Origin of the sequence: Dickeya sp. NCPPB 3274, from assembly GCF_000406205.1 — a bacterium.
Taxonomy (GTDB): domain Bacteria; phylum Pseudomonadota; class Gammaproteobacteria; order Enterobacterales; family Enterobacteriaceae; genus Dickeya; species Dickeya fangzhongdai.
Window position 1 is genome coordinate 919,934 of the sequence record NZ_CM001979.1, and the last position, 23,205, is coordinate 943,138.

The following is a 23,205-nucleotide window of genomic DNA, read 5'->3' on the forward strand; positions in this document are numbered from 1 at the left end:
GCGCCGTTGACTCTTCTTCCTGCAGGGCCGGTTTTCCGGCCCTGATTGTTTCAGGCGTCAGATTCAGGCTGGTTTGCGTGCCAGCAGCGTGGCAAAGCGCAGTTTGATGCGGTTGCCGTTGGCGTCGGTTTTGTGCAGTTCTCCCACATCCTCGTTGTATTTCACGATTTCCCAGTCACGGTAATAGTCGTGCAACTCGTTGTGCCCGAAGGTGAATGAGAACGGCATCGGGCAGGGGAAATCGTCGGTGGACATGGCGGCGACAATCAGGTTATAGCCCCCGGCGACGGTGTGCTCCTGCATATTGCTGATAATCGCCGGGATGCGCGCTCGCTCCAGAAACATGAACACCACTGTCGACAGGATGAAGTCGTACTGGTGACGAATATCGGCCAGATTGATGTCGTGGACGAACGCCTCAATCCGGCTGAGCGGCTCATCGGCGATGATGTGATTGAGCGTATCAATGCTCATGACGTTCTTGTCGCAGGCGGTGACGTCAAACCCTTTCAGGTTCAGGTAGAGCGCGTTGCGCCCGCCGCCACAGCCCAGATCCAGCGCTTTTCCCGGCTGCACATAACGCACGGCGTTGATCACTTCCGAGTGGGTGCGCGTCAGCTCATATTTTTTGTGGTAATAGTCTTCTGCCGTGCAGTAGAACCCCAACTGGCATTCCAGATCGTCTGAAAACGAGACGATGCGATGCCAGCACTGTGGTTCAATGTAGGGCGGTTGCTGTTGTGGCGAGAAGTGGAAGCGTTCTTTGGTGTCGCCCTGTTCTGTCAGCAGGTCGAAAGTCAGCTCGCCTTTTAAAATATGGAGCTTTGCCCAGGTGCCTTCTTTGGTGTTGTGTTTTTCCTGGAATGCCGCTGGCAGCGTGCTGCTGTTCCATACCGGCATGTGTTTATAGCAAATCAGTTCTTGCATAAAGACCTCGTGCGTCCGCGTATCCCGCTATATCCGTCATACTTCACGTTGCAGATGCGTTGGCGATGTTCAAACCGGCGTAAGCCGATTTATCGTTCACCCCAGTCGTCGCCGCCTTTCTGCAACCCGAATTATTTGGGGTACATTCTATTAATCACACGATGGTGTGACCAGAAATATGTATTATAAATACATGAAATAACGCCGCTGCCTGCATGGCGGTCGTTGCCATCGGCATGATGCGGCTCATGATGACAATTGCCGTAACAGCGGAAAGGCGTCTTTCATGCGATCGCCACCCACGACGAACCCCCGCAGTTGCTCTCCTGCCATACCTTTTGCCACCATCCCGCCATGATCGGCGATGATGTGCCAGACCAGTTCCGGATTCTGCGTTTCGCCGGCCAGCTGTAATGGAAACAGCGGGGTTTTCACTTTAATCAGCATCGCGGGCAGGGTGAGGGAACCGTTTCCTTCCGGTACATGCTCGGCCGCCCGATTATTGGTGCTGGCCGCAATACTGTCGGCTGTGGTAATACTGCTGGCTGCGATGCTGGCGCTCAACTGAATCGGTTGCAAAAAGGGCAGCAGCTTGCCGTTGATTTCAGCGCAGTCTCCCAGCGCGTAAATATGCGGATCAGAGCTACGCAGCCGGCTGTCGGTAACAATGCCGCGATTAACCACCAGTCCGGCGGCAGTGGCCAGCGAGGTATTGGCGCGCAATCCGATGGCGGAGATCACTTCGTCGACTTCCAGCGTGCGCCCGGACATCAACGTGACTTTCAGGCCGGCATCGGTTTTTTCCAGCTGTTGAAGTCCGGTATTGAGCATCAGCTCCACGCCTTGTTGCAGCAAGGCGGCTTGCAACCGGGCGCTGATTTCGACGGGCAGCAGCGCAGAAAGCAGGTGCGATGCCCGATCCACCAGGGTTATCTGCTTACCGGCCTGTGCCATATCCATCGCCAGTTCGCTGCCGATCAAACCCGCCCCCAGTATCAGAATGCGGGTTGCCTGCGTCAGGCGCGTTTCCGCCCGGCGATACTCCTGCTGACTGTTGAGCGTCAGCATCCACTCGTGGCCGGGAATCGGCGGTATCACGGCGCTGGCCCCCGTCGCCAGCGCCAGCGTGTGGTAATCGTAGCGCCGGGTATCGCATATGACCTGCCGCCGCCCGGCATCAATGCCGGTGACGGCGGTGTGCGCCAACAGCGTAATCCGTTGTTCTTCGGCAAATTGCGCCGCGCTCATGCGCGTCAGATCGTCGGCGCGGCGATGCTGACTGAGCACATGGCTCAGCTCCGGTTTGTTGTATTCGTCACCGCTGTCGGCGGTGATCAGGCGAATCGGGCGTTGGCTATCCTGCTTACGCAGGCTTTTAATCAACTGCCGGGCGGCGAAACCCGCTCCGATAACAATGATTTCGTCAGACATAGCCGTTCCTTAGTGGATAGGATTCTTAATTGATAGGGTTCTTAGTTGATAGGGTTAAACACGTCTTTGCCCAAGCCGCATTCGGGGCACAGGAAGCTGTCGGGCACATCAGACCAGGGAGTGCCCGGCGTGACCTCCTGCATGGGCTCGCCGATGGCGGGGTCGTAAATCCACTGGCATACGCTGCACTGCATCCGGTTGCTATCTTGCGGTGCTGACGAGCCGTTGCCGGCGCAGGCCGGTGCCGCCGCCATGAGCGCCAGTGTTTCAGCCATTTCAGCCGTTTGGGGGGCTTCGACGGTGGCGGCGGGCGATGCGGTTAACGGATGCAAGGCCCATTGTCGGGCAATTTCACGGCCGTGTTGCCGGCAGATTGCCAGCGCAGACCCGTCCGGGCGCCACTTGGTTTTCAACGACAGCGTAGTCTCAAAGCCGGCATCCATCAGCCGGGTCTGGATGCGGTCAACCGCGCCGCCGTTCCAGCCGTAGCTGCCAAAGGCGGAGGCTTTCTTGTTCTGGAAACGCAGACCGGTGATTTCCTCCAGCATGGCGGCCACTTTTGGCATCATCACGTTATTCATGGTGGAGGAACCGACCAGCACGCCTTTGGAACGGAAGACCTGCGTCAGAATTTCGTTTTTATCGTGGCGGGCCACATTGTAGATTTTCACGGCGACGCCCGGATCGACATCGTGGATGCCTTGCGCGATGGCGTCAGCCATCATGCGGGTGTTGTTGGACATGGTGTCGTAGAACAGCGTGATGCGATCTTCCTGATAGCTGTCGGCCCAGCGCAAATAGTGATGAATAATCTGCGCTGGGTCGTCGCGCCACACCACACCGTGGGAGGTGGCGATCATCGACAACGGCAGGTTAAACCCCAGCACTTCGTTGATCTTGGCGGTGACCAGACGGCTGAACGGCGTCAGGATATTGGCGAAATAACGCTGGCATTGTTCAAACAGTTCACCCTGATCGACCTCATCATTGAACAGATGCTCATCGCAGTAATGCTGGCCGAAAGCGTCATTGCTGAACAGGACTGCGTCGCCGCTCAGGTAGGTCATCATGCTGTCTGGCCAGTGCAGCATCGGGGTTTCGATGAATACCAACTGCTTGCCGTTGCCGATATCCAGCGAATCGCCGGTTTTGACGGTGTGGAAAGGCCATTCCGGATGATGGTGATGGCCGGTAATGGAGTCGATGGCGTTATGGGTGCAGTAGATCGGCGTATCGGGGATGTGAGCCATCAGTTCGCTCAGCGCCCCGGCGTGGTCTTCTTCGGCATGGTTGATGACGATGTAGTCGATCTGCGCCAGATCGATCTCCGCCATCAGGTTCTGTACAAAATCACGGCTGAACTTGTGGTCAACGGTGTCGATCAGCACCGTTTTTTCTTCCCGGATCAGGTAGCTGTTATAGCTGCTGCCTTTCAGCGTTTTGTATTCGGTTCCGTGGAAGTCGCGCACTTCCCAATCCCGCTGCCCGACCCAGTGAATATTATTCTTAACATGAATAGACATCGTAACACTCCCATTAGCGTATTAAGGTGGATACGAGGTATTTGCACAAGCCGTGCCAGATTTTATTTATTTGATTTTTAAGTACTTTAAAAATAAACATTGTCATTATGACAATGACTGGGTAATGTCTTTTTGACACTCATTTGTGAAAAAGACACACCATGCCGCTATCGATAGATTCCTTTGCGCACATTGCCATTGAACTGCAACAAGGGCTTTCAACCCGGGACCGTTTTCAGCGTTTGCTCAACAGTTTGCGCCAGTTGTTATGCTGCGATGCGGCAGCGTTGCTGCGTTATGAAAGCCAGCTGTTGCGCCCGCTGGCGACCGATGGACTGGCACCGGACGTGCTGGGACGACGTTTCCGGTTGTCCGAGCATCCCCGGCTGGAGGCGATAGCCCGGGCAGGCGACGTGGTGCGTTTCCCGGCGGACAGCCAGCTTGCGGATCCTTACGATGGCCTGATTCCCGGTCAGGAAGCGTTGAAAGTCCATGCCTGCGTTGGTCTGCCGCTGTTTGCTCACCACACGTTGATCGGCGTGCTGACCATTGATGGTATGGATCCCCACCAGTTCGATCATTTCAGCGATGAAGAACTGCGGCTGATTGGCGCGATGGCGTCCGTTGCCTTGAGCAATGCGCTGCTGATGGAGCAACTGGAACGACAAACGCTGGCGCCGCTGCCAGACGCCGCTGCCATGACGGAGGTGGATGCTGACGAGATGGTGGGATTGTCTGCGCCCATGCAGCAGCTGAAAAAAGAAGTGGCTATCGTGGCCGACAGCGATCTTAACGTGCTGATCATGGGCGAAACCGGGGTCGGTAAGGAGCTGGTGGCGCGGGCCATCCATCAGGGGTCGCGGCGTGCGGACCGTCCGCTGGTGTATCTGAACTGTGCCGCACTGCCGGAGTCGGTGGCGGAAAGCGAGCTGTTTGGTCACGTGAAAGGGGCGTTTACCGGCGCGATCCACCATCGTACCGGCAAGTTCGAACTGGCGGACAACGGCACGCTGTTTCTGGATGAAATTGGCGAGTTGTCGCTGACGTTGCAGGCCAAGCTGTTGCGGGTGTTGCAGTACGGCGATTTGCAGCGCGTAGGCGACGACAGTAGCCTGAAAGTGGATGTGCGCGTGCTGGCGGCCACCAATCGGGATTTAAAACAGTCGGTGCAGGAAGGCGCTTTTCGCGCCGATTTGTTCCATCGCCTGAGCGTGTTTCCGCTGTCGGTGCCGCCGCTGCGGGCGCGCGGTCAGGATATTGCCTTGTTGGCCGGTTTTTTCTGCGAACGCAGCCGGGCCAGGCTGGGGTTGCAGCGTCTGGCGTTGTCGCCGGAAGCGACCTATTTGCTGGCGCGTTATCCGTGGCCGGGGAATGTGCGCGAGCTGGAACATGTGATTTACCGGGCGGCCATTGTGGCGCGGGCCGGTGGGGCGACCGGCGATCTGACATTGCGCCCGGAACATTTGAATCTGGACGGCGTCTTGCCTGACGCGCCTCGCCCGGCCGCCGTCGATACCGTGCCGCCGTGGCGCGGCATCAGTCTGCGGGACGCGACGGAGCATTATCAGCGGCAGGTGATTAGCGACACGCTGGCGCGACATCAGGGCAACTGGTCGTCTTGTGCCCGCGAGCTGGCGGTGGATAGCGGCAACCTGCACCGAATGGCAAAACGGCTGGGAATAAAATAACAAACCCCGGCAGCGCCGGGGTTTGAAGGACAAGCTAACGGATAATCAACCGCAGCGGGTGCATTTCTGCGACTGGATCACCTGGAAGAAGTCGTTGCCCTTGTCATCCACCAGAATGAAGGCCGGGAAGTCTTCCACTTCGATTTTCCAGATAGCTTCCATACCCAGTTCCGGGTATTCCACGCATTCCAGGCTCTTGATGCTGTTTTGCGCCAGAATCGCCGCCGGGCCGCCGATGCTGCCGAGGTAGAAACCGCCGTGTTTATTACAGGCGTCGGTCACCTGCTGGCTGCGGTTGCCCTTGGCCAGCATGATCATGCTGCCGCCGTGGGATTGCAGCAGATCAACGTAGGAGTCCATGCGGCCGGCGGTGGTGGGGCCGAGCGAACCGGAGGCATAACCTTCCGGCGTTTTGGCCGGTCCGGCGTAATAGATCGGGTGATCTTTCACGTATTGCGGCAGTTCGCCGCCGTTGTCCAGCAGCTCTTTCAGCTTGGCGTGCGCAATGTCGCGCGCCACGATGATGGTGCCGTTGAGCGACAGGCGGGTGGACACCGGGTACTGCGACAGCGTCTTGAGAATGTCGGCCATCGGACGGTTCAGGTCGATGCGCACCACTTCGCCTTCGCCGGCCTGACGCAGGTGTTCCGGAATGTATTTGCCGGGGTTGGTTTCCAACTGCTCCAGCCAGATACCCTGACGGTTGATCTTGGCTTTGATGTTGCGGTCCGCCGAGCAGGACACGCCCATGCCGATCGGGCAGGAGGCGCCATGACGCGGCAGGCGAATCACGCGCACGTCGTGGGCGAAGTATTTGCCGCCGAACTGGGCGCCGAGCCCCAGATTACGGGCTTCTTCCAGCAGTTCCTGTTCCAGCGCCACATCGCGGAACGCCTGACCGTGCTCGTTGCCTTCGGTCGGCAGTTCGTCATAGTAGCGGGTGGAGGCCAGCTTGACGGTTTTCAGGTTGGTTTCCGCCGAGGTGCCGCCGATGACGAAGGCAATGTGGTACGGCGGGCAGGCCGCGGTACCCAGCGTACGCATTTTTTCCACCAGATAGTTTGTCAGCTTGCCCGGCGACAGCAGCGCTTTGGTTTCCTGATACAGATAGGTCTTGTTGGCGGAACCGCCGCCTTTGGTGACGAACAGGAATTTATACTCATCGCCTTCGGTGCTGTAGAGATCGATCTGCGCCGGCAGGTTGGTGCCGGTGTTGACCTCTTGGTACATGTCCAGCGCCGCGTTCTGGGAGTAACGCAGGTTATCTTCGATAAAGGTGTTGTACACCCCGCGCGACAGCGCTTCGGCATCGTTGCCGCCGGTCCATACGCGCTGGCCTTTCTTGCCGACGATAATGGCGGTGCCGGTATCCTGACAGGTAGGCAGGATGCCTTTGGCGGCGATTTCGGAGTTACGCAGGAACTGCAGGGCGACATAACGGTCGTTTTCGCTGGCTTCCGGGTCGAGCAGGATATCGGCGACCTGTTGCTGGTGGGAAGGGCGCAGCAGGAAAGAGGCATCGTGGAATGCCTGCTGGGCCAACAGCGTCAGCCCCTGCGGGTCGACTTTGAGAATATCCTGGCCTTCGAACTGGCTAACGGAAACAAAATCGCTGCTGATTAAGCGATATTCGGTTTTATCCTTCGCTAATGGAAACGGATCTTGGTAATAGAACGGTTTATTCGACATTTTCTTCTCACTTGCAGCCGCATAATTGAGTGATACATCGGGTCTTATTTTCCGTCTAGGGCTTTTGTGCCGGTCTTATTGTTGTGTCAATCGCCTCGGGCACGACGACAAAAGCAATAAACGTCGGGTGATATTCCTTAACTTGCGCCACTACCGCGCCCCTTGAGGGATACCGCCTCACATACTATGGCTTTATGACAGGGAGTACCACGCCAACAAGTCACATTATTTTTATCTCTGTCATGTTTTCGTTGAAAATATATCTCAGACCGAAACGTAACGAGGTTGCCGGCAAAAATGACCGCTGGGCGCGCCATATTAAGTCATTTATTTAAATTAATTAAGTGCGGCGTGCGACAACTTAATATCCATTAAATAAATAAGGTTTATTGATGGCCGAATTGAATAGGGCATCCGGCCTGACGAGCGGATATTCAGTCACGCTGTTCCAGCAAAGTATCGATTAGCCACAGGCCGGCCGGGCCGGGTGGAAAAGGGCGCGACCAGGCGATGTCCACCTCGATTTTCCGCGGCCAGCCGGGCAGCGCCAGTTCCACCAGCCGGTTGCGCGCGTATTCGTTCACCAGCCAGCGCGGCAGGATACTCCAGCCAAAACCCTGTTCCGCCATTTCCAGCAGCATCAGGTACGACGGCGTCGACCAGGTAGCACCTTCGGACTGCGGCCGCTCCCGCTGGCTATAGGTGTGAAGGCACAACTGACGCGCCGTGGCGAGCTGTTCCTGCGTCACCGGTGCGTGCTGCGCCAACGGATGGCTGTGGGCCGCGTAGATCGCCATTTCGGTTTTCACCTGCAGCCGGGATACCGCAATGTCGATGGGGTAATGCGCCTGCGCCTGCAACACGCCGACATGGGCGCGCTGCGACTGCAGCAGGTCCACGACGTCCTCGTCTTCCGCAATCAGACACTCGAACTCCACATCAGGAAAACGTTCGGCGAAACGCTGCAATACCGGGTAGTAGTGGCGGCACTGCCAGGTGTCCGACAGTACAAAGGTCAGTCGCGGCTCCACTTTGTCCGCCAGCCGGATCGCCAGTTCGTCCAGCGCTTCGCTGGCGGACAAAATCGCTTTGACGTGGCTGAGTACCTTGCGCCCTTCATCGGTCAGCACCGGCTGATGACCGCGCCTGTCGAATAGCGTCAGGCCCAGATCCGCCTCCAGATTCGCCACCGCGGTACTGACGGTGGACTGGCTTTTTTGCAGATGACGGGCTGCCGCGGAAAAAGAACCGGTATTCACGGTGGCGATAAACGCCAGCAGGGATTCGGGAGAATAACGCATCGCCGACTCTATCGCTTTTTTAGATGGAAACTAATTTAACACTATTGATTATTTCGATGAGAATAGCAACCCGCAATCGCAGTCATGCAGGCAGAAGGAACAAAACATGCAACAGCAAGTCCAGCGCAAAGCGCGCCATGAACAAAAAACACTCGGTGAGCGGATGGCGCATGCCGTCGGCTTCGAGGTGATGGCGTTACTGATTTGCGCCCCGCTCGGCGCCTGGGTGCTCGGGCGTTCGATCCTGCAGGTTGGCGCGCTGTCGATAATGCTGTCCAGCGTGGCGATGGTCTGGAACGTGGCGTACAACAGCCTGTTTGATCGCCTGTGGCCGGTCAGCCGGGTCAGACGCGGCCTGTGGGTGCGCATGGGGCACGCGCTGGGTTTCGAAGGCGGCTTTATCCTTATTGGCTTGCCGCTGGCGGCATGGATGCTGGATATCACCCTGTGGCAGGCGCTGATGGTAGAGATTGGTTTTTTCCTGTTCTTCCTGCCGTATACCGTGGCCTACAACTGGCTGTACGACCTGCTGCGCGAGCGGCTGTTGGCGACCGCCGTACAAGGGCGCTAGTCGCGCGGCAAAGGAGAGCGGCGCTGTCGCCTCTCCTTGTCGGCTGGCCGTTTGCGTTACTGACGCAGCGACGCCCGGTATTCAGCGTAATCCGGCATATGGGGAATACGCCACAGGTACCAGGCGGCCAGCGTGCGGTAAGGGCGGCAGGGTTCGCTCATCTCCAGCATCGCTTTGCGCGTCGGGTCCTGCGGTAGGCGGTACAGGTAACGAAAGCCCTGTTTGATGCCGAGATCGTCCACCGGCATGATGTCCATCCGCTCCAGCGTGGAGATCAGCAGCATTTCCACCGTCCAGCGGCCGATGCCTTTCAGCGTGCAAAGCCGTTCGATCAACGTTTCGTCATCCAGATGTCTCGCCTCCGCCCGGCCTGGCACCAGCCCGCTCAACACCCCCTGGGCAATCCCTTTGACCGTGTCGATTTTGCGGGCGGAAAAGCCGCACTGGCGCAGGACCTCCGGTTCGCATGCCGTCAGTTGCTCGGCGGAGGGAAAGCCGCCTTCACCGACCTCGAAGCGCAACTGCAATTTACCGATGATGGCCGCGGCGGCGCGGTTGCTGAGTTGCTGGCTGGCGACCGCCCTGATTAGCGCGTCGTAAGGTTCCCGCGCCGGGCGGCTTTCAAAACGAATATGTCCGACGCCGTCGATTAGCCGCGCCCAGTGCGCATCGATGGCGGCAAGATGGGCGAGGGCCCGGGGTTCGTCGAACGGGAGCGGCGATGGCGTCATCCGGTGGCATCCTTATTTTTGTGATTGATTCGGGAAGGCAAGTCTTCGCTAACAAGATATACCCGTCATACTTCAAGTTGCAGGTGCGTTGGCTGCTCTCACTCACCCCAGTCACTTACTTATGTAAGCTCCTGGGGATTCACTCGGTTGCCGCCTTCCTGCAACTCGAATTATTTAGGGTATATACTGAATGGTACTGGTTATTTGAACAGGTGTCTGCATGAATTTCGAACTGTTTGCCGATGAGCCGCCGGAGCGCCGAAATGAAACGCTGGCGCCCGGCGCGATGCTGCTGCGCGGTTTCGCCTGGCGACAGGCCGGAGCACTGCTGGCCGCGCTGGAACAGGTGACGCAGCAGTCGCCGTTTCGTCACATGGTGACGCCGGGCGGGCATACCATGTCGGTGGCGATGAGTAACTGCGGGCCGCTGGGCTGGGTAAGCGACGAGCGGGGGTATCGCTACAGCGCTCAGGATCCGCTGACCGGTCGGCCGTGGCCCGCGATGCCAGCCTGCTTTTGGCACCTGTCGCAGGCGGCGGCCAGCGCCGCCGGGTATCACGATTTTGCGCCGGATGCCTGCCTGATCAACCGGTACGCGGTGGGGGCCAAACTGTCGTTGCATCAGGACAGGGACGAGCAGGACCTACGCCAGCCGATTGTCTCCGTCTCGCTGGGGTTAAGCGCGGTGTTTCTGTTTGGCGGGGAAAAACGCAGCGATCCGTGTCAGCGGCTGGCGCTGATGCATGGCGATGTGGTGGTGTGGGGCGGTCCTTCGCGGCTGTATTACCATGCCATTTTGCCGCTCAGGAACGGGCCGTTGCCGGTGGAAATGTCGGATGAGGTTCGCTTCAATCTAACCTTTCGGAAAGTGTGAAAGTCCCCCACGCCGTGGGGGACGAAAAGCATTACTTTTTGGTGAAGTGGAGGTAATCGAGGGCGTTTTCTGCCGCCATGCGACCTGAGTTGAGCGCAAAGCCAAAGGTGCCGCCGCCCAGCAGCAGGTCGTAGGTGTCGCCGTACATACCGGCGGCATCGTTACCGGTGACGTACAGCCCCGGCACCGCATTGCCTGCCGGTGATATCGCTTCCATCTTCTCGTTGATTTTCACGCCGCCCAGCGTGCCGAGCGCGGCCGGCAGCATTTTCACCGCGTAGAACGGACCGGTTTTCATCGGGCGCAGGTAATCCATGTTCTTGTTGAACACGTCGTCCCGTTTCTGTGCGGCGAAGCGGTTGTTTTCGTCAACGGTGTGTTTCAACACGCTGGCGTCGACGCCCATCTGTTTCGCCAGCTCGTCCAGCGTTGCGGCTTTGAACACAAAGCCCCGGTTTTTCTGGCTCTCTTTAGTGAACTCATCGTCGAATTTCACCAGCTTGGTGTTGGCGATCACCCATTCGCCGATCGGTACGTCGATGCCGTCGTTGACGAAGTGTTTGCGGGCGTCTTCATCAAACACCGAATACATCACCCCGCCGGCTTTGGCCAGCGCGTTGCCGGCGTGCGGCCAGATAATGACGATGGATTCGTCGGTGAAACGGCGGCCGTGTTGATCCACCCACAGATAAGGCTGACGGGCGGCGGCCAGCAACTGGGAGTTGGGGGCATAGTCCGGCAGGCCTGGACGATAGGACTGTACTACGCCCATCCCTTCTTCTTTGGCCCCGGCTTTCCAGGCCATTTTGATGCCGTCGCCGTCTTTGCCGATGTTGCCCACCATGATGGTGTCCGGCACCGCCACGTATTTCTGCAACATCTCTTTGTTGTTGGCGTAGCCGCCGGTGGCGATGATTACCGCTTTGGCGTCGATCTGGAACGGTTTGCCGTCGCTGCCTTCGGCGATCACCCCGGCGACTTTGCCGTCCTTCATCACCAGATCTTTACCGGCGGTTTTCACCAGCGTGGTGACCGGCATGGTTTTGAACTGTTCGTGGAAGGTTTTGATCAGGTGGCGACCGTGGCCGGGGCCGTCGATCACGTGCCAGGTCAACATCCCACCCGGCCCGCCGGGGCCGATGTATTCAAACTTGATGCCTTTGGATTTGACCCACTCGATGGTGTCGGCGGAGCGGTTGACGAAGGCGCGCACCACAAACGGGTTCGCCATCCAGTGGCTGTATTCCATGATGGTTTTGAACGCCATGTCCGGCGTCACCACGATGCCCTGACGTTTCTGCATGGCGCTGTTGGCGGCGAAAATACCCTCGGCGAAGTTGCCGGTGCCGCCGACCACGCCCTGTTTTTCCAGCAACACCACGCTGGCGCCTTTCTCGGCCGCCGCCATGGTAGCGGCGGTGCCGGCCGCTCCCGCGCCGATGATCACCACGTCAGCGCTTTTGGGGATCGCCGCCGGTTTGGCCGGTTCCGCGTTAGCGGCGGGTTGCGGCGCCGCCTGCTCCGCATTGGCGGAGGTTATCCCCAGCATTGACAGACACAGGGCGGCAAGGATTGTTCTTCGGTATTGAGCCATCTTGTTTTCCTTTTATTGTTCTCACAAACATTGTTCTCACAAACATTGTTCTCGCAAATACTGTTCTCACGGAATAACACACGGCAAACCGGGCAGCGCCCGGCCGTCATGAATCAGTGCTGGCGGGCTTTTTCGTACGCCTCCTGCGCGGCGTCATGCACGGCGCCGCTGGTCATGGTGGCGCCGGAAACGCCGTCGACATTGATGGTCTTTTTCTCGGTCATGGTTTTCGCCAGCTCTTTGGCCGCCTCGCCGCCCACTTCCGGCGTTTCCGACGGGGCGTCGATGCTGGCTTTGTTGACCGTACCGCTCGCGTCCACTTCCAGGGTGACGGTCACGTCGCCGCCGATGCCCTGTTTGGTGGCGGAGTAGGAGCCGGCCTTAAATTGACCGCTTTCCGCCACGGCGGTGGTACTGGCGGCGCAAAGCAGGCTGATGAGTAATGTGATTGAACTTCTCTTCATACGTGATTTCACTCTGTTGATTAACGACATGTTGATTAATGAAAAAACCGGGCCGCCCGCTCAGGAAGAGGGCGACAGCAATACGTTTCCGTCCTCATGGCCGAGATGGCGAAACAGCAGGCAGCTCAGCGCCAGCCCGACCCCGAGCAGCGCGAACAGCAGGCTGAACGGGCCGATGTGCAGCCACGGCGACAGGCGCGATAGCGCCCGCAGCGCCGGAAAGGTCAGCGCCATGCTCAGCATCACCGCCAGCAGTTGGCTAAGCAGCAGGATGTTGTTGCCGCTATTGCAGGCGTCGTTTTCCAGATGGCAGCAGGCGAGCGTGCTTTCCGCCGAGTGCAGCAGCGCCGTTAGCACGCCGAGCAGGCCGGACAGCGCGCCGATGCACGGCAGCGACCGGTGCTGGATGGCGGCGCCGAGCGCCAGCACCGCGATGGCCGCCAGCAGCGTAGTTGCGATCAGCAACTGGCGATAACCGGCGCGACGCACCAGCGGTTCAAACAGCAGCTTGGCGAGCAGGGCGCCGGCGGAAAACAGCAGCATGATGATCCCGGCGGTAGCCGGCGTCAGACCCAGCGTGGTCTGGGTCACCAGCGAAATCAGCACCGGTATCGACGCCAGCAGCAGCCGGGTCAGCACACCGCCCCACACGCCGACATAAAAGGTGCGGATGCCGAACAGCGAGGCGGGCAGCAGCGCTTCGCGCGCATGACGATCGCCGCGCAGATACAGCCAGCCACAGCCGCTGCCCGCCAGCGTAATCAGCGCCAACACTGGCAGCGGCAGCAGATTTTTGGGGGCGGCGACCAGCAACAATGCGAACAACGACAGCGCGGTGGTCAGCAGCAGCAGGCTACGTAGTGGAATACGGCGCGCCGACGGCGCGACGCCATCCGGAATGGCGTATCCGGTCAGCCACAGGCACACCAGCGACAGCGGGATCGGCGCGAGGAAAATAGCGCGCCAGCTTAAGGCATCGGTCAGCAGGCTGCCCGCCAGCGGACCGCTCAGGGTGCCAAGCAGGCCGAGCAGCGTCATGCGGTTAAGAAAAGGCAGTTTTTGCTCGGGCGTAGTGGCGCGCAGCGCCTGAGTGCGGAGCACCGGCAGCAACAACGCCCCGCCGGCGCCTTGCAGGCAGCGGCAGAGCGCCAGTACGGCGGCCGATGCGGCCTGGCTGCACAACAGCGCGCCGGCGATGAACGTCAGCAGTGCCAACTGGCAGGTGCGCCGTTCTCCCAGTCGCTGGCTCAGCCAGCTGTTGAGCGGGGTGAACGCCACCACGGCGACGAGGTAAGCCATCACGACCGGCTCCATGCGCAGTACCGGCTGGTGCAGCGTGCGCGCTATCGCCGGAATGGCGACATACAGCATGGTGGTATCCAGCGATTGCATGAAGAACGCCACCGACGCCAGCCAGAACAGCGCGCGTGAGCCAGGCATGATCAGGCCACCGTCATCTGTCCGGCGTACAGCACGAACAGTCGCAGTAAAAATACGCCGATCAGGCTAAGTGTGGCCGTAGTCAGCGTCAGTCGGCCGCCGGCATGACGCCACGCCGGCACGGCGCCGGCCGCCATCGGAACGAGAATGCCGGCTCCCAGAATCCCCAGCCAGAACACCGCGCCCCAGAAGCCGCTCAACGCCGCCTGCGCCGCGACGGTTTTCTGTCCGCCGCCCAGCAGCAGGCCGATGAAAAAGGCGAACAGCAGACACAGTTCGATAATCGCCACCGGTTTTTCCAACTGGTGCAAAAAGTGCAGCGTTTGCGGGCAGGCGTCGCGCCAGCGCGACGATGACGCCACCAACAGCATCACGGCGATGCCGGAGGTCACGCCGGATACCAGAAACAGCACCGGCAGCAGCGGGTTGTTCAGCAGCGGGAACGACTTCAGCGCCGAGAGCAGAAAGCCGGTATAACAGCCCAGTAGCAGCGCCAGCGCCAGCAGCAGGTTTTCCAGCAGGCGGATACGGCGAACGAAGACGTTCAGCAGGCTGGCGAACCTCTGATGCAGGCGAGCGGACAGGCGGTTTTCGCACCAGCCCAGCAATGGCTGGCGATACAGCGCGAGCAGCCACAGCAGCATCACCAGCAAGTACACCTGAAACAGCATTACACCCAGCGACATGATGGACGTCGGGTTGTAGAACAGCAGCAGATACCAGAAGGTCAGCGGCCTGGCCAGATGGAAAATCAGAATCAGCAATCCCAGCATGACCGACAGCGGCGCCACGATAGCGGTGGCGACGACCAGCGGATTGGCGTGTTGATACTCCTGCGGCACATAGCGGCGAAACAGCAGGGTGAGCGTCATCATCCCGGATGAGATCCCCACCAGCAGCAGGTACACCGCAATCGGCCAGTCCCACACCAGCGAGTGAAAGTGAAAAGCGTCATGCATGGTCGCTCTCTCCGTATTTACCGGGGATGCGGTAGAGGTTGGGGCCGGTGCCCAGATAGACTTTGCTGCGGTAGATCGGATTGTTTTTGATCATTTTCGAGATCTCGCTATCCGGATCGTTGAGATCGCCGAACACCAGCGCTTTGGTCGGGCAGATCTCGACGCAGGCCGGTCTTTTGCCCGCCGCCAGATTGGTTTCCCGACAGAAGTTGCACTTATCCGCGGTGTGGGTCTGTGGATTGATAAAGCGCACGTGGTACGGGCAGGCGGCGATACAGTAGCGGCAGCCGACGCAACGCTTGTCGTTGACATCGACAATGCCGGTCAGCGCGTCCTTGAACGACGCGCCGGTCGGGCAGACCGATACGCAGGGCGGGTTATCGCAGTGCTGGCAGGACTGGCGGAAGAACTGTTTGATCGGTTTACTGCTGTCGGTGGCGGGGATATCGACGGTTTGCAGAATGTCCAGCCGGGTGACGCCCTCCGGCACCTGATTGGTTTTGCGGCAGGCGCTCATGCAGGCTTTGCAGCCGATACAGCGTAGCTCGTTATGCAGTATGCCGTATTTAACGGGGCGCGGGCCGCTGGGCGTTGCCGTGTCCTGCGCGACCGCCGGCAAACCGCTGCCGGAGACGGCCAGCGCGCTGCCCATGATGGCAATAAAGCGGCGTCGGGTGTAATTTTCCATAAAATAACCTTTCAGAGGTAGATATCGGATCTGGCGCAACCGATATCTGCTCAGCAATAAATCAATTTTTAATTTTCTTACTCATCTGTATTCAGTGAGCGCGATAAATAGCGACAAAGCCCGTGTGTCGGGAAATAAAACCTGTTGGTGTGAATAATTGGAACATGCGTACCTGGCGGGATATGTGGCACGCTTCACATTTAATTTTTTGTATATCCGGATAAAAATAATTGCAAAATACGATAACTGGCGTGGTGATGTTATTATTGTCTCGTTTTTTATTCTTGCTGTTATTTTATTGTTTCACGTTGTTATTGAAATGTCTTTTTTGACTTGCGAGAGAAAAGTCTATTTTGGTGAAAATAAATGAAAATGATTTGGCGCAAGAATTAACGTTCGAAGCAGGTTTTTTTATCCGGGAATATAAAAGTTAAGAAAATAAAAACGCCTCCAGCGAGGCGTTTCAGATGGCAGACAAATTTTTTAAATACAATGCGACGGTTTTTCCCAGCGTTAAAAACTGTGCCTGGCTGTCTGTTAACCGCCATGACCATCAGCCATTATGGTTTCAAATGACGATCAAGGAACTGGATCACTTTCTGCATAATCTCTGGTTGCAGCCAGTAAACGCCGCCATGCTCGGCGCCTTTCACCACGTAGTAGGTGCTGTCGATGCCGTGGGCTATCAGCGCCCGGTGCAGGATTTCGGTCTGACGCGGTGAAACCAGCGTATCGGCGCTGCCGTGCATGATCAAAAACGGCGGGGTATGCTGGCCGATGTAGGTGATGGGGTTGGCGGCGGCGGTTTTCTCCGGGAAGCGGGTAATCGGGCCGCCCTCATTGAACACCGAAGTGCCGTTGACCCAGATAGCTTCGGTGGAGGACGGCGAGGCGTGTTTCTGCACTACCTCGTCCGGGAAACCTTCGCCGACGCGGGTCAGGTCCGACAGGCCGTAGAAATCGATCACCGCCTGTACCTGGCTGCTCTGGTCGAGGTGTTCGCCGCGGTCAAACTGCTTGTTGCCGTTGGTGGTGCCGGCAAACGCCGCCAGATAGCCGCCGGCGGAAGCGCCGAATACCGCCACATGCGAGGCATCGATGCCGAATTTATTCGCGTTGGCGCGCAGGTAGCGAATGGCGGATTTGACGTCTTCCAGCGGCGCCGGGAACAGCACGGTCGGCGCCACGCGGTACTCCATACTGGCGACCACGTAGCCGGCTTCCGCCAGCTTCAGCCGCTGCTGGATGTAGCTGTCTTTATTGGCGTTGATGAAGCCGCCGCCGGTGATGAACAGTACGGCGGGCTGCGGTGATTTCGCTTCCGGCTGCAGAATGTCCATTTTCAATGCCACGTTGGCATAACCGCGCATCGGCACCTGGGAGTAAACCACGTCGGAAATCAGTTTAACCACTGGCTGACGGGGCGTCAGGGTTAATTCATGAATGTTGTCTGCGGCCATGGCGCTTGTCACTTGTGCGGCTCCGGTAATGGTAACAGCGGACAACAGTATCATTTTTAGCGGGAGGGTACGCATGAAGTATTCCTTAAAATTATTATTTAGCCAATGCTTGTCGTATCAATACAGGAAGGAAAAAATCAGGACGCAGGCTATCACGGCTGGGATTAATACAAATGTGCTTAATCTCACATTAGTATTTTTGTAATTTAATATAATTAATATTCGTTAAGGTTATAAATAAATATAATCATGATAAGTATCAAGCGAGCACTTTATTACCATGAGCTGGTGCGGAAAGGGAGTTTTACCCGTGCAGCCAAATCACTCAATATCTCACAGGCGTTTCTTTCCCAGGAAATATCCCGGCTGGAGCAGGAGCTGGAAAGGAAACTGATTAATCGCACCACCCGGCAATTCGCGTTGACGCCATTCGGCGAAGCGTTTGATGACAAAATCAAACCGCTGATCCGGGAATATTATGACGTCGAGCAATTTGTGCAGTCGTACGAAGACAGTCAGGACGGTGCCCTAATGGTGGGGGTGATTCCGATTTTCAACCGGCTAAAATATTACGATGTCTTCACGCTGTTTCAAAAACAGCACCCGAATATCGAGCTGTCTTTTATCGACGGCGTCAGCAGCGACCTGCTGGAAAAGGTGAGAAACGCCGAGATCCACGTGTCGCTCTCTACGCCGTTCGACGACTATCTGCAGGACCCGTTGTTCAGCCATACCATTTTCCTGGACGATAATCTGGTGGCGGTGATGGCGGCCGACCATCCGCTGGCGGCTCAACCGAGCCTGACGCTCCATCAGCTGGCGCAGGAGCGGCCGATCGTGCCGCAGAAAGGCACCGGCGAGCATGCGGCGGTGTCGACGGCGTTCAGCCGCGCCGGGTTGGAAGACACCTGCTTTCGGGAATGCAGCAATCTCGACATCATAATGGATCTGGTGATGCATCACGGCGGGGTGGTGTTTCTGTGCACCTCGGTGGCGAGCAGCCTGAAGGGCTACGATATCGTGATTCGTCCGGTGGCGACGCCGATCACTCGCACGTTTGCGGTGAGTTATCTTAAACGCAGCGCCGGCATTCCGATGGTGCGCCGCTTTCTGGATTTTATGGAACGGCATCATCCGATGTTGCGTGATCCAACCTTGCGCGATCCAATGTCGCGTGACCCGATGCCGCGTGGATAACGGCTTATGGAAAAGGAAAACAGCAATCGGGCGACGACCATCGCCCGATTGCAGCCTGAGCGCGGTACGCGGCTCATTCGTGATTTGGCTACATGCGGTTAACGAACGATCAGCGTCGGTTTAATACGGACGGTTTCCCCTTTCTGCGCTTCGCCGCTCAGCACCTGTTGCAGGTGGCGCATGACCTGCTCCACCAACAGCTCCACCGGCTGGCGGACGGTGGTCAGGCGGTATCCTTCCCAGGCCGCCTGCGGGGTATCGTCGCAGCCCACCACCTTGCACGTCGGGCCGCTGGTCAGGCGCAGGGCGTCAAGGGCGCCGAAGGCCAGCGCGTCGCAGGCGCAGAACACGCCTTCGACCATCGGATGCTGTTGCTGCAATCGGCACATGGCGTGATAGCCGCTGTGGTAGGCGTAGTCCGGGTTATCCGTCACGACAGGATCCGGCAGGCCGCGATGGGCCAACCGCTGACGAAACCCCGCCAGTCGTTCCAGCGACGCCTGCCCGTCCTGCCGGCCGCCGATATAAGCCAGCCGGGTCAGCCCCAGCGAGATCAGGTGGTCCGCCGCCAGTTCGCCCGCCAGCCGGTTGTCGGACAGCACCGCGGTGACGGTTTCACGCTGGTCCTCCCGACCCATCAGCACCATCGGCAGCGACAGTTCCAGACAGCGTTCGGTAGCTTCCCGCGACAGGCTGCCGGCGGAGATGATCGCCGCTTCCACCTGCCACGACTGCGCCTGCTGTAGCCGGGCGCGGATGTCGCATTGTTCGGTGACGCTGACCAGCATCGGCACCAGTCCGTGTTGTTGCAACGCCTGCGTCAGCAGGCTGAACAGCCAGGGCTGGAACGGGTTGTCGAATTCGCCCATCACCACCGCCACGATGCCGGATCCTTGTCGCCCGGAATTGACCAGCGCCCGCGCCAGCGCATTGGGGCGATAGCCCAGTTCATTCGCCGCCGCCAGCACCCGTGAGCGGGTCGCCTGACTGACCTTACCCGGCGCGGAATAGGTGCGTGATACCGCCGATGCCGAAACGCCGGCGCAGCGGGCGACATCAATCGAGGTGATGCGTTTCTTATTCATGTCCTGCTCCCCTGATGACGTGCCAGCTCCCGTTGCGGCATTGCGCCCGGTCGCCCTGTTCCGGTAGAAACACGCCGGGCGAGGCGGCGATAACCTGTTGCAGCGCCGTTTTTTGCGACTGCTGCACGTGGTACAGACCTAACGGCGCGCCCGGTTTACGCGCCAGCGTCTGCACCTGCGGCCAGTTGCCGTGGTAGGCATTGTCCGCCGCCTGCGGCGAAAAACACTCCACCAGCGCCAGATCCGAGCGGGCCAGTAACGCGGCGCCCGCGGGCGTCAGCTGACCGTCGCCGCTATAGAATAGCGACCCCTGTTCGCCGTCGAGCCACAGGGAACGGTTGGGCACCGAGTGGCGGGTCGGCGCGGTCTGGCAGCGCCACGGCCCCAATTCGCTCAGGTCTTCGCTGTCCTGCCAGCTAAGGGTAAACAGCGGCCGGCCGGCGGGCCAGAAGGCGAAATCCGCCAGACGCTGCAACTGCGGCAGTTGCTGACGCGGCGCGATAATCGTCAGCGGCGCGGTACGCCCACAGGATTCGCACCAGTTAAGCCAGGTGGTCAGGCCGAGCGCGTGGTCGGGATGCGCATGGGTAATGTAGATGGCGTGAATGTCGTCCGGCGCGGTTTGGCGCTGCCACAGCGCCTGCGGTACGGTCGGGCCGCAATCCACCAGCAACTGGAATCCGCCTTCGCTGACCCGTATCGCGGCGTTGACCCGTTGGCTGTCATAGGCTTCGCCGCTGCCGAGAATTTCAAGTTCCATGCTGGCTCTCCTGCCCGGCGGTAAGCGGGGGCTGCGGCAAACGCTGACCGGCCGCGTCAAACCAGTGACAACGTTCCGGCGCAACCTGCAACGCCAGCTCCTGGCCGATGCGCGCCGGGTGGCGGCCTTCCACCACCAATGTCAGACAAGGCTCGTGGATGAAGTGGCCGTGCAGGTGATACTGCGCGCCCAGATTTTCCACCAGATCGACCTTAAAGGTCGGAATGCCTTCGGTGATGTCAAAGGCGTCCGGGCGAACGCCGAGGGTGGCGGCGCGTTCATCACGCGCCAGCCGTTGCAGCCACGGCGACAGCATTTGATCGGGCGACAGCACTTGGCCGGGCGACAGCATTTTGCCGGGCGGCAACGGGAAAAAGTTCATTTCCGGCGTGCCGATAAACCCGGCGACGAAGGTATTGGCGGGCTGGTGGTACAGCTCCTCCGGCGTACCCACCTGGGCGATGCGGCCTTCATGCAGCACCACGATGCGGTCGGCCAGCGTCATCGCTTCCACCTGATCGTGGGTGACGTAAATCATGGTGGCGGCCAGTTGCTGGTGCAGCGCTTTCAGTTGCACCCGGGTGTGAGTGCGGAGTTTGGCGTCCAGATTGGACAGCGGTTCGTCAAACAGAAACAGGCGTGGTTTACGCACGATAGCGCGGCCAATCGCCACCCGCTGACGCTGGCCGCCGGAGAGCGCGCCGGGTTTGCGGTGCAGCAACGGCGTCAGTTGCAGCATCTCCGCCACCTGCGCCACTTTCTCTTCAATCGCCTGACGCCGTTCGCCGGCCATTTTCAGCGCGAAACCCATGTTTTCCGCCACGGTCATGTGCGGGTAGAGCGCGTAGGACTGAAACACCATCGCCATTTCCCGCTGGCCCGGCGGCTGGCGTGAAATGTCCTCGTCGCCCAGCAGGATCTGGCCGCTGTCCTGCTCTTCCAGCCCGGCGATGGTGCGCAGCAGGGTTGACTTACCGCAGCCGGACGGGCCGACGAACACCACCAGTTCTCCCTGCCGGATATGCAGATCGATGCCGTGCAGCACCGGCTGACGACCGTAACGCTTGGCGACCTGATGTAACCGTAATTCACTCATCTGCGAGTCCTATTTCTGGCTGACGGCAAAGCCGCGCAGCAAATAACGTTGAACAAAGCCCGCCATCAGCAGCACCGGCAGCGAAGACAGCAGCCCGATGCTCATCAGTTCTCCCCAGTAGATCTGGTTTTCGGTCATGAAGTTGGCGATAAACAGCGGCAGCGTGAACTGCTGTGGGGTTTGCAGGTACAGCAGAGCGAACAAAAATTCGTTCCACGCCATGATCAGGGTGAAGATCGCCGTGGCGACCAGACCGGGGGCGCACACCGGCAGCACGATGTAGCGCAGCCGCCGCCATAGCCCGGCGCCGTCCATCGCCGCGGCTTCTTCCAGCGACAGCGGCACGTCGCGGATAAAACTGAGCAGCATCCAGATGCAGAACGGCAAGGTGTAAACCTGATAAGCCAGCATCAGCCCGGTCAGGCTGTTGAGCAGGTGCAGCGATTTGAGCAGCGAATAGAGCGGGATCGCCACCACCATCGGCGGCATCATCTTGATCAGCAGCACCAGCAGCAGGAACAGGCTGTCGAGCCGCGTCGGAAAGCGGTGGCGCGCCAGCGTGTAGGCGGCCAGAAACCCGGTCAGCAGCGATAACGCGGTGGCGCCGGCGGCCACCCACAAGGTATTAAACAGCCGCTCGCCGACGCCGTTATTCAGCAGGCTCTTCAGGTGAGTGAGCGTCCACTGCTGCGGCCAGAACGGGCTGCTCAGGCTGGAGAATTCAGCGGTGGATTTAAACGCCGCCGCCACCATCCACAGGATCGGCAGGGTAAAAAACAGCAGCGCGACGGTCAGCGCCAGCGCACGCAGCGCCATCAGCCAGTAGGGGAGTCTCATGCGTTTTTCCCTCCGCGCATCAATTGCCAGGCGTAGACCAGGCTCATTGCCGCGGCGAACAGCAGCATGATCACCGCGCCGGCGCTGGCGAGCCCCAGATTGAAGAACTTGAAGCCCTGCTGATAGATATAGAGCGACAGGGTTTCGGTGGCGTAACCGGGGCCGCCGCCGGTCAGGGCGTACACTTTGTCGAACAGCTTGAAGGTGTCGATGGAACGCAGCAGCAGCGCCAGCATGACAGGCTGGCGGATCAGCGGCAGCGTGACGTACCACAGCCGTCTCCAGCCGTTGGCGCCGTCGCTTTGCGCGGCTTCCAGCACGTCTTTGGGAATCGCCTGCAACCCGGCAAGGATTATCAGGCAGGCCATCGGCGTCCACTGCCAGATATCCACCAGCATCAGCGACCACAACGCCAGATGCGGGCTGGATAGCCACGGCTGCGGCATCAGGCCCAGCGCGGTCAGGCAGTTGTTGAGCAGGCCGAAATCGTAATGAAACCAGACGCGCCAGATAGCCGAGCACACCAGCGTGGAGATCATCATCGGGTAGATGAGCAGGCTCAGCACCCACTGGCGGCCGGGAAAATGGCGATATAGCAACAACGCCAGCGCCAGCCCCAGCAGCACCTGCAACAGCGAACTGCCGAACGAGAACAGCAGGGTGTTTTTCAGACTGGTGGTGAAGAACCAGTCGGCGAACAACTGGCGGTAGTTTTCCAGCCCGACCCAACTGCGGCTGGCGGCGGCGTAATCCACCTTGCTGAAGGAGTAAAGCAGCATCTGGCCGATGGGATAGAGCGTCAGCAGCAACAGCAGCGCGGCGGCGGGCATCAGCAGCAGCCAGCGTTGCCAGCGGGAGTCAAAATGCATGGGATGTCCTTGAATGAGCGG

Annotated in this window: 21 protein-coding genes; 4 read left to right on the forward strand and 17 right to left on the reverse strand. The window is 59.1% G+C overall.

Translation table 11 applies throughout. The features are described from left to right. Positions 1-63 precede the first annotated feature (63 nt). From tehB to norV, 3 genes are all read right to left on the reverse strand, one after another. Positions 64-927, reverse strand: coding sequence for an SAM-dependent methyltransferase TehB (gene tehB / locus DXX3274_RS04900; RefSeq protein WP_042858880.1), 864 nt, complete (start codon positions 925-927; stop codon positions 64-66). Between the two features lie 246 nt (positions 928-1,173). Next, positions 1,174-2,358 carry an NADH:flavorubredoxin reductase NorW gene (gene norW / locus DXX3274_RS04905; protein WP_042858882.1) on the reverse strand — a complete coding sequence of 395 codons (1,185 nt, stop codon included), beginning with the start codon at positions 2,356-2,358 and terminating at the stop codon, positions 1,174-1,176. A 41-nt stretch (positions 2,359-2,399) separates the two neighbouring features. Further along, entirely contained in the window at positions 2,400-3,881 is a 1,482-nt protein-coding gene (gene norV, locus DXX3274_RS04910) for an anaerobic nitric oxide reductase flavorubredoxin (RefSeq protein ID WP_042858883.1), read from the reverse strand. Positions 3,882-4,042: 161 nt separating this feature from the next. Between norV and norR the strand changes: the two genes are divergently transcribed. After that, entirely contained in the window at positions 4,043-5,569 is a 1,527-nt protein-coding gene (gene norR, locus DXX3274_RS04915; RefSeq protein WP_042858884.1) for a nitric oxide reductase transcriptional regulator NorR, read from the forward strand. 45 nt (positions 5,570-5,614) lie between these two features. Here the strand turns inward: norR and fumA are convergent, their stop codons facing one another. Both fumA and DXX3274_RS04925 read right to left on the reverse strand, forming a co-directional pair. Further along, positions 5,615-7,258: a class I fumarate hydratase FumA gene (gene fumA, locus DXX3274_RS04920; RefSeq protein WP_042858885.1), complete on the reverse strand. Its 1,644-nt coding sequence runs from the start codon at positions 7,256-7,258 to the stop codon at positions 5,615-5,617. A 434-nt stretch (positions 7,259-7,692) separates the two neighbouring features. After that, positions 7,693-8,559, reverse strand: coding sequence for a LysR family transcriptional regulator (locus tag DXX3274_RS04925; protein ID WP_042858886.1), 867 nt, complete (start codon positions 8,557-8,559; stop codon positions 7,693-7,695). 106 nt (positions 8,560-8,665) lie between these two features. On the opposite strand from DXX3274_RS04925, the gene DXX3274_RS04930 reads away from it, so the two are divergent. Beyond that, a complete protein-coding gene (locus DXX3274_RS04930) occupies positions 8,666-9,130 on the forward strand; it encodes a multidrug/biocide efflux PACE transporter (protein ID WP_042858887.1) in 465 nt (154 codons plus the stop codon). Positions 9,131-9,186: 56 nt separating this feature from the next. Here the strand turns inward: DXX3274_RS04930 and DXX3274_RS04935 are convergent, their stop codons facing one another. After that, complete coding sequence (locus tag DXX3274_RS04935; RefSeq protein WP_042858888.1) at positions 9,187-9,861, reverse strand: DNA-3-methyladenine glycosylase; 675 nt, start codon at positions 9,859-9,861, stop codon at positions 9,187-9,189. Between the two features lie 220 nt (positions 9,862-10,081). On the opposite strand from DXX3274_RS04935, the gene alkB reads away from it, so the two are divergent. Then, the gene (alkB, locus tag DXX3274_RS04940; protein WP_042858889.1) at positions 10,082-10,735 is read left to right on the forward strand and encodes a DNA oxidative demethylase AlkB; all 654 of its coding nucleotides are present in this window, start codon (positions 10,082-10,084) and stop codon (positions 10,733-10,735) included. Positions 10,736-10,766: 31 nt separating this feature from the next. Here alkB and DXX3274_RS04945 read toward each other — a convergent pair whose 3' ends face one another. The 6 genes from DXX3274_RS04945 to DXX3274_RS04970 all read right to left on the reverse strand — a co-directional run bounded on the left by DXX3274_RS04945 (position 10,767) and on the right by DXX3274_RS04970 (position 17,415). Next, complete coding sequence (locus DXX3274_RS04945; protein WP_042858890.1) at positions 10,767-12,329, reverse strand: FAD-dependent oxidoreductase; 1,563 nt, start codon at positions 12,327-12,329, stop codon at positions 10,767-10,769. Between the two features lie 113 nt (positions 12,330-12,442). Then, positions 12,443-12,793 carry a TonB family protein gene (locus DXX3274_RS04950; RefSeq protein ID WP_042858892.1) on the reverse strand — a complete coding sequence of 117 codons (351 nt, stop codon included), beginning with the start codon at positions 12,791-12,793 and terminating at the stop codon, positions 12,443-12,445. 60 nt (positions 12,794-12,853) lie between these two features. After that, positions 12,854-14,233, reverse strand: a complete 1,380-nt coding sequence (locus DXX3274_RS04955) for an MFS transporter (RefSeq protein ID WP_042858894.1) — start codon at positions 14,231-14,233, stop codon at positions 12,854-12,856. Positions 14,234-14,235: 2 nt separating this feature from the next. Further along, positions 14,236-15,192: a cytochrome c nitrite reductase subunit NrfD gene (gene nrfD / locus DXX3274_RS04960; protein WP_042858895.1), complete on the reverse strand. Its 957-nt coding sequence runs from the start codon at positions 15,190-15,192 to the stop codon at positions 14,236-14,238. Then, positions 15,185-15,880, reverse strand: coding sequence for a 4Fe-4S dicluster domain-containing protein (locus DXX3274_RS04965; RefSeq protein WP_042858896.1), 696 nt, complete (start codon positions 15,878-15,880; stop codon positions 15,185-15,187). Before DXX3274_RS04965 ends, nrfD begins: the two co-directional genes overlap by 8 nt. Before the next feature lie 560 nt (positions 15,881-16,440). Beyond that, positions 16,441-17,415, reverse strand: a complete 975-nt coding sequence (locus DXX3274_RS04970) for an alpha/beta hydrolase (RefSeq protein WP_042858897.1) — start codon at positions 17,413-17,415, stop codon at positions 16,441-16,443. A 174-nt stretch (positions 17,416-17,589) separates the two neighbouring features. On the opposite strand from DXX3274_RS04970, the gene DXX3274_RS04975 reads away from it, so the two are divergent. Next, positions 17,590-18,537 (forward strand): LysR family transcriptional regulator, encoded by a 948-nt coding sequence (locus DXX3274_RS04975; RefSeq protein ID WP_050569811.1) that lies wholly within the window; start codon positions 17,590-17,592, stop codon positions 18,535-18,537. Positions 18,538-18,635: 98 nt separating this feature from the next. Here DXX3274_RS04975 and DXX3274_RS04980 read toward each other — a convergent pair whose 3' ends face one another. Genes DXX3274_RS04980 through DXX3274_RS05000 form a run of 5 tightly spaced genes read right to left on the reverse strand, consistent with a single transcriptional unit; the run spans position 18,636 to position 23,184 of the window. After that, positions 18,636-19,622, reverse strand: a complete 987-nt coding sequence (locus DXX3274_RS04980; RefSeq protein ID WP_042858898.1) for a LacI family DNA-binding transcriptional regulator — start codon at positions 19,620-19,622, stop codon at positions 18,636-18,638. Further along, positions 19,615-20,382, reverse strand: a complete 768-nt coding sequence (locus DXX3274_RS04985) for an MBL fold metallo-hydrolase (RefSeq protein WP_042858899.1) — start codon at positions 20,380-20,382, stop codon at positions 19,615-19,617. The genes DXX3274_RS04980 and DXX3274_RS04985 overlap by 8 nt, the downstream gene beginning before the upstream one ends. Beyond that, positions 20,372-21,478, reverse strand: a complete 1,107-nt coding sequence (locus DXX3274_RS04990; protein ID WP_042858901.1) for an ABC transporter ATP-binding protein — start codon at positions 21,476-21,478, stop codon at positions 20,372-20,374. Before DXX3274_RS04990 ends, DXX3274_RS04985 begins: the two co-directional genes overlap by 11 nt. 9 nt (positions 21,479-21,487) lie before the next feature. Then, on the reverse strand, positions 21,488-22,315 hold the full coding sequence (locus DXX3274_RS04995) for a carbohydrate ABC transporter permease (RefSeq protein WP_042858902.1): 828 nt from the start codon (positions 22,313-22,315) through the stop codon (positions 21,488-21,490). Beyond that, positions 22,312-23,184: a carbohydrate ABC transporter permease gene (locus DXX3274_RS05000; RefSeq protein ID WP_042858904.1), complete on the reverse strand. Its 873-nt coding sequence runs from the start codon at positions 23,182-23,184 to the stop codon at positions 22,312-22,314. Before DXX3274_RS05000 ends, DXX3274_RS04995 begins: the two co-directional genes overlap by 4 nt. Between the last annotated feature and the right edge of the window lie 21 nt (positions 23,185-23,205).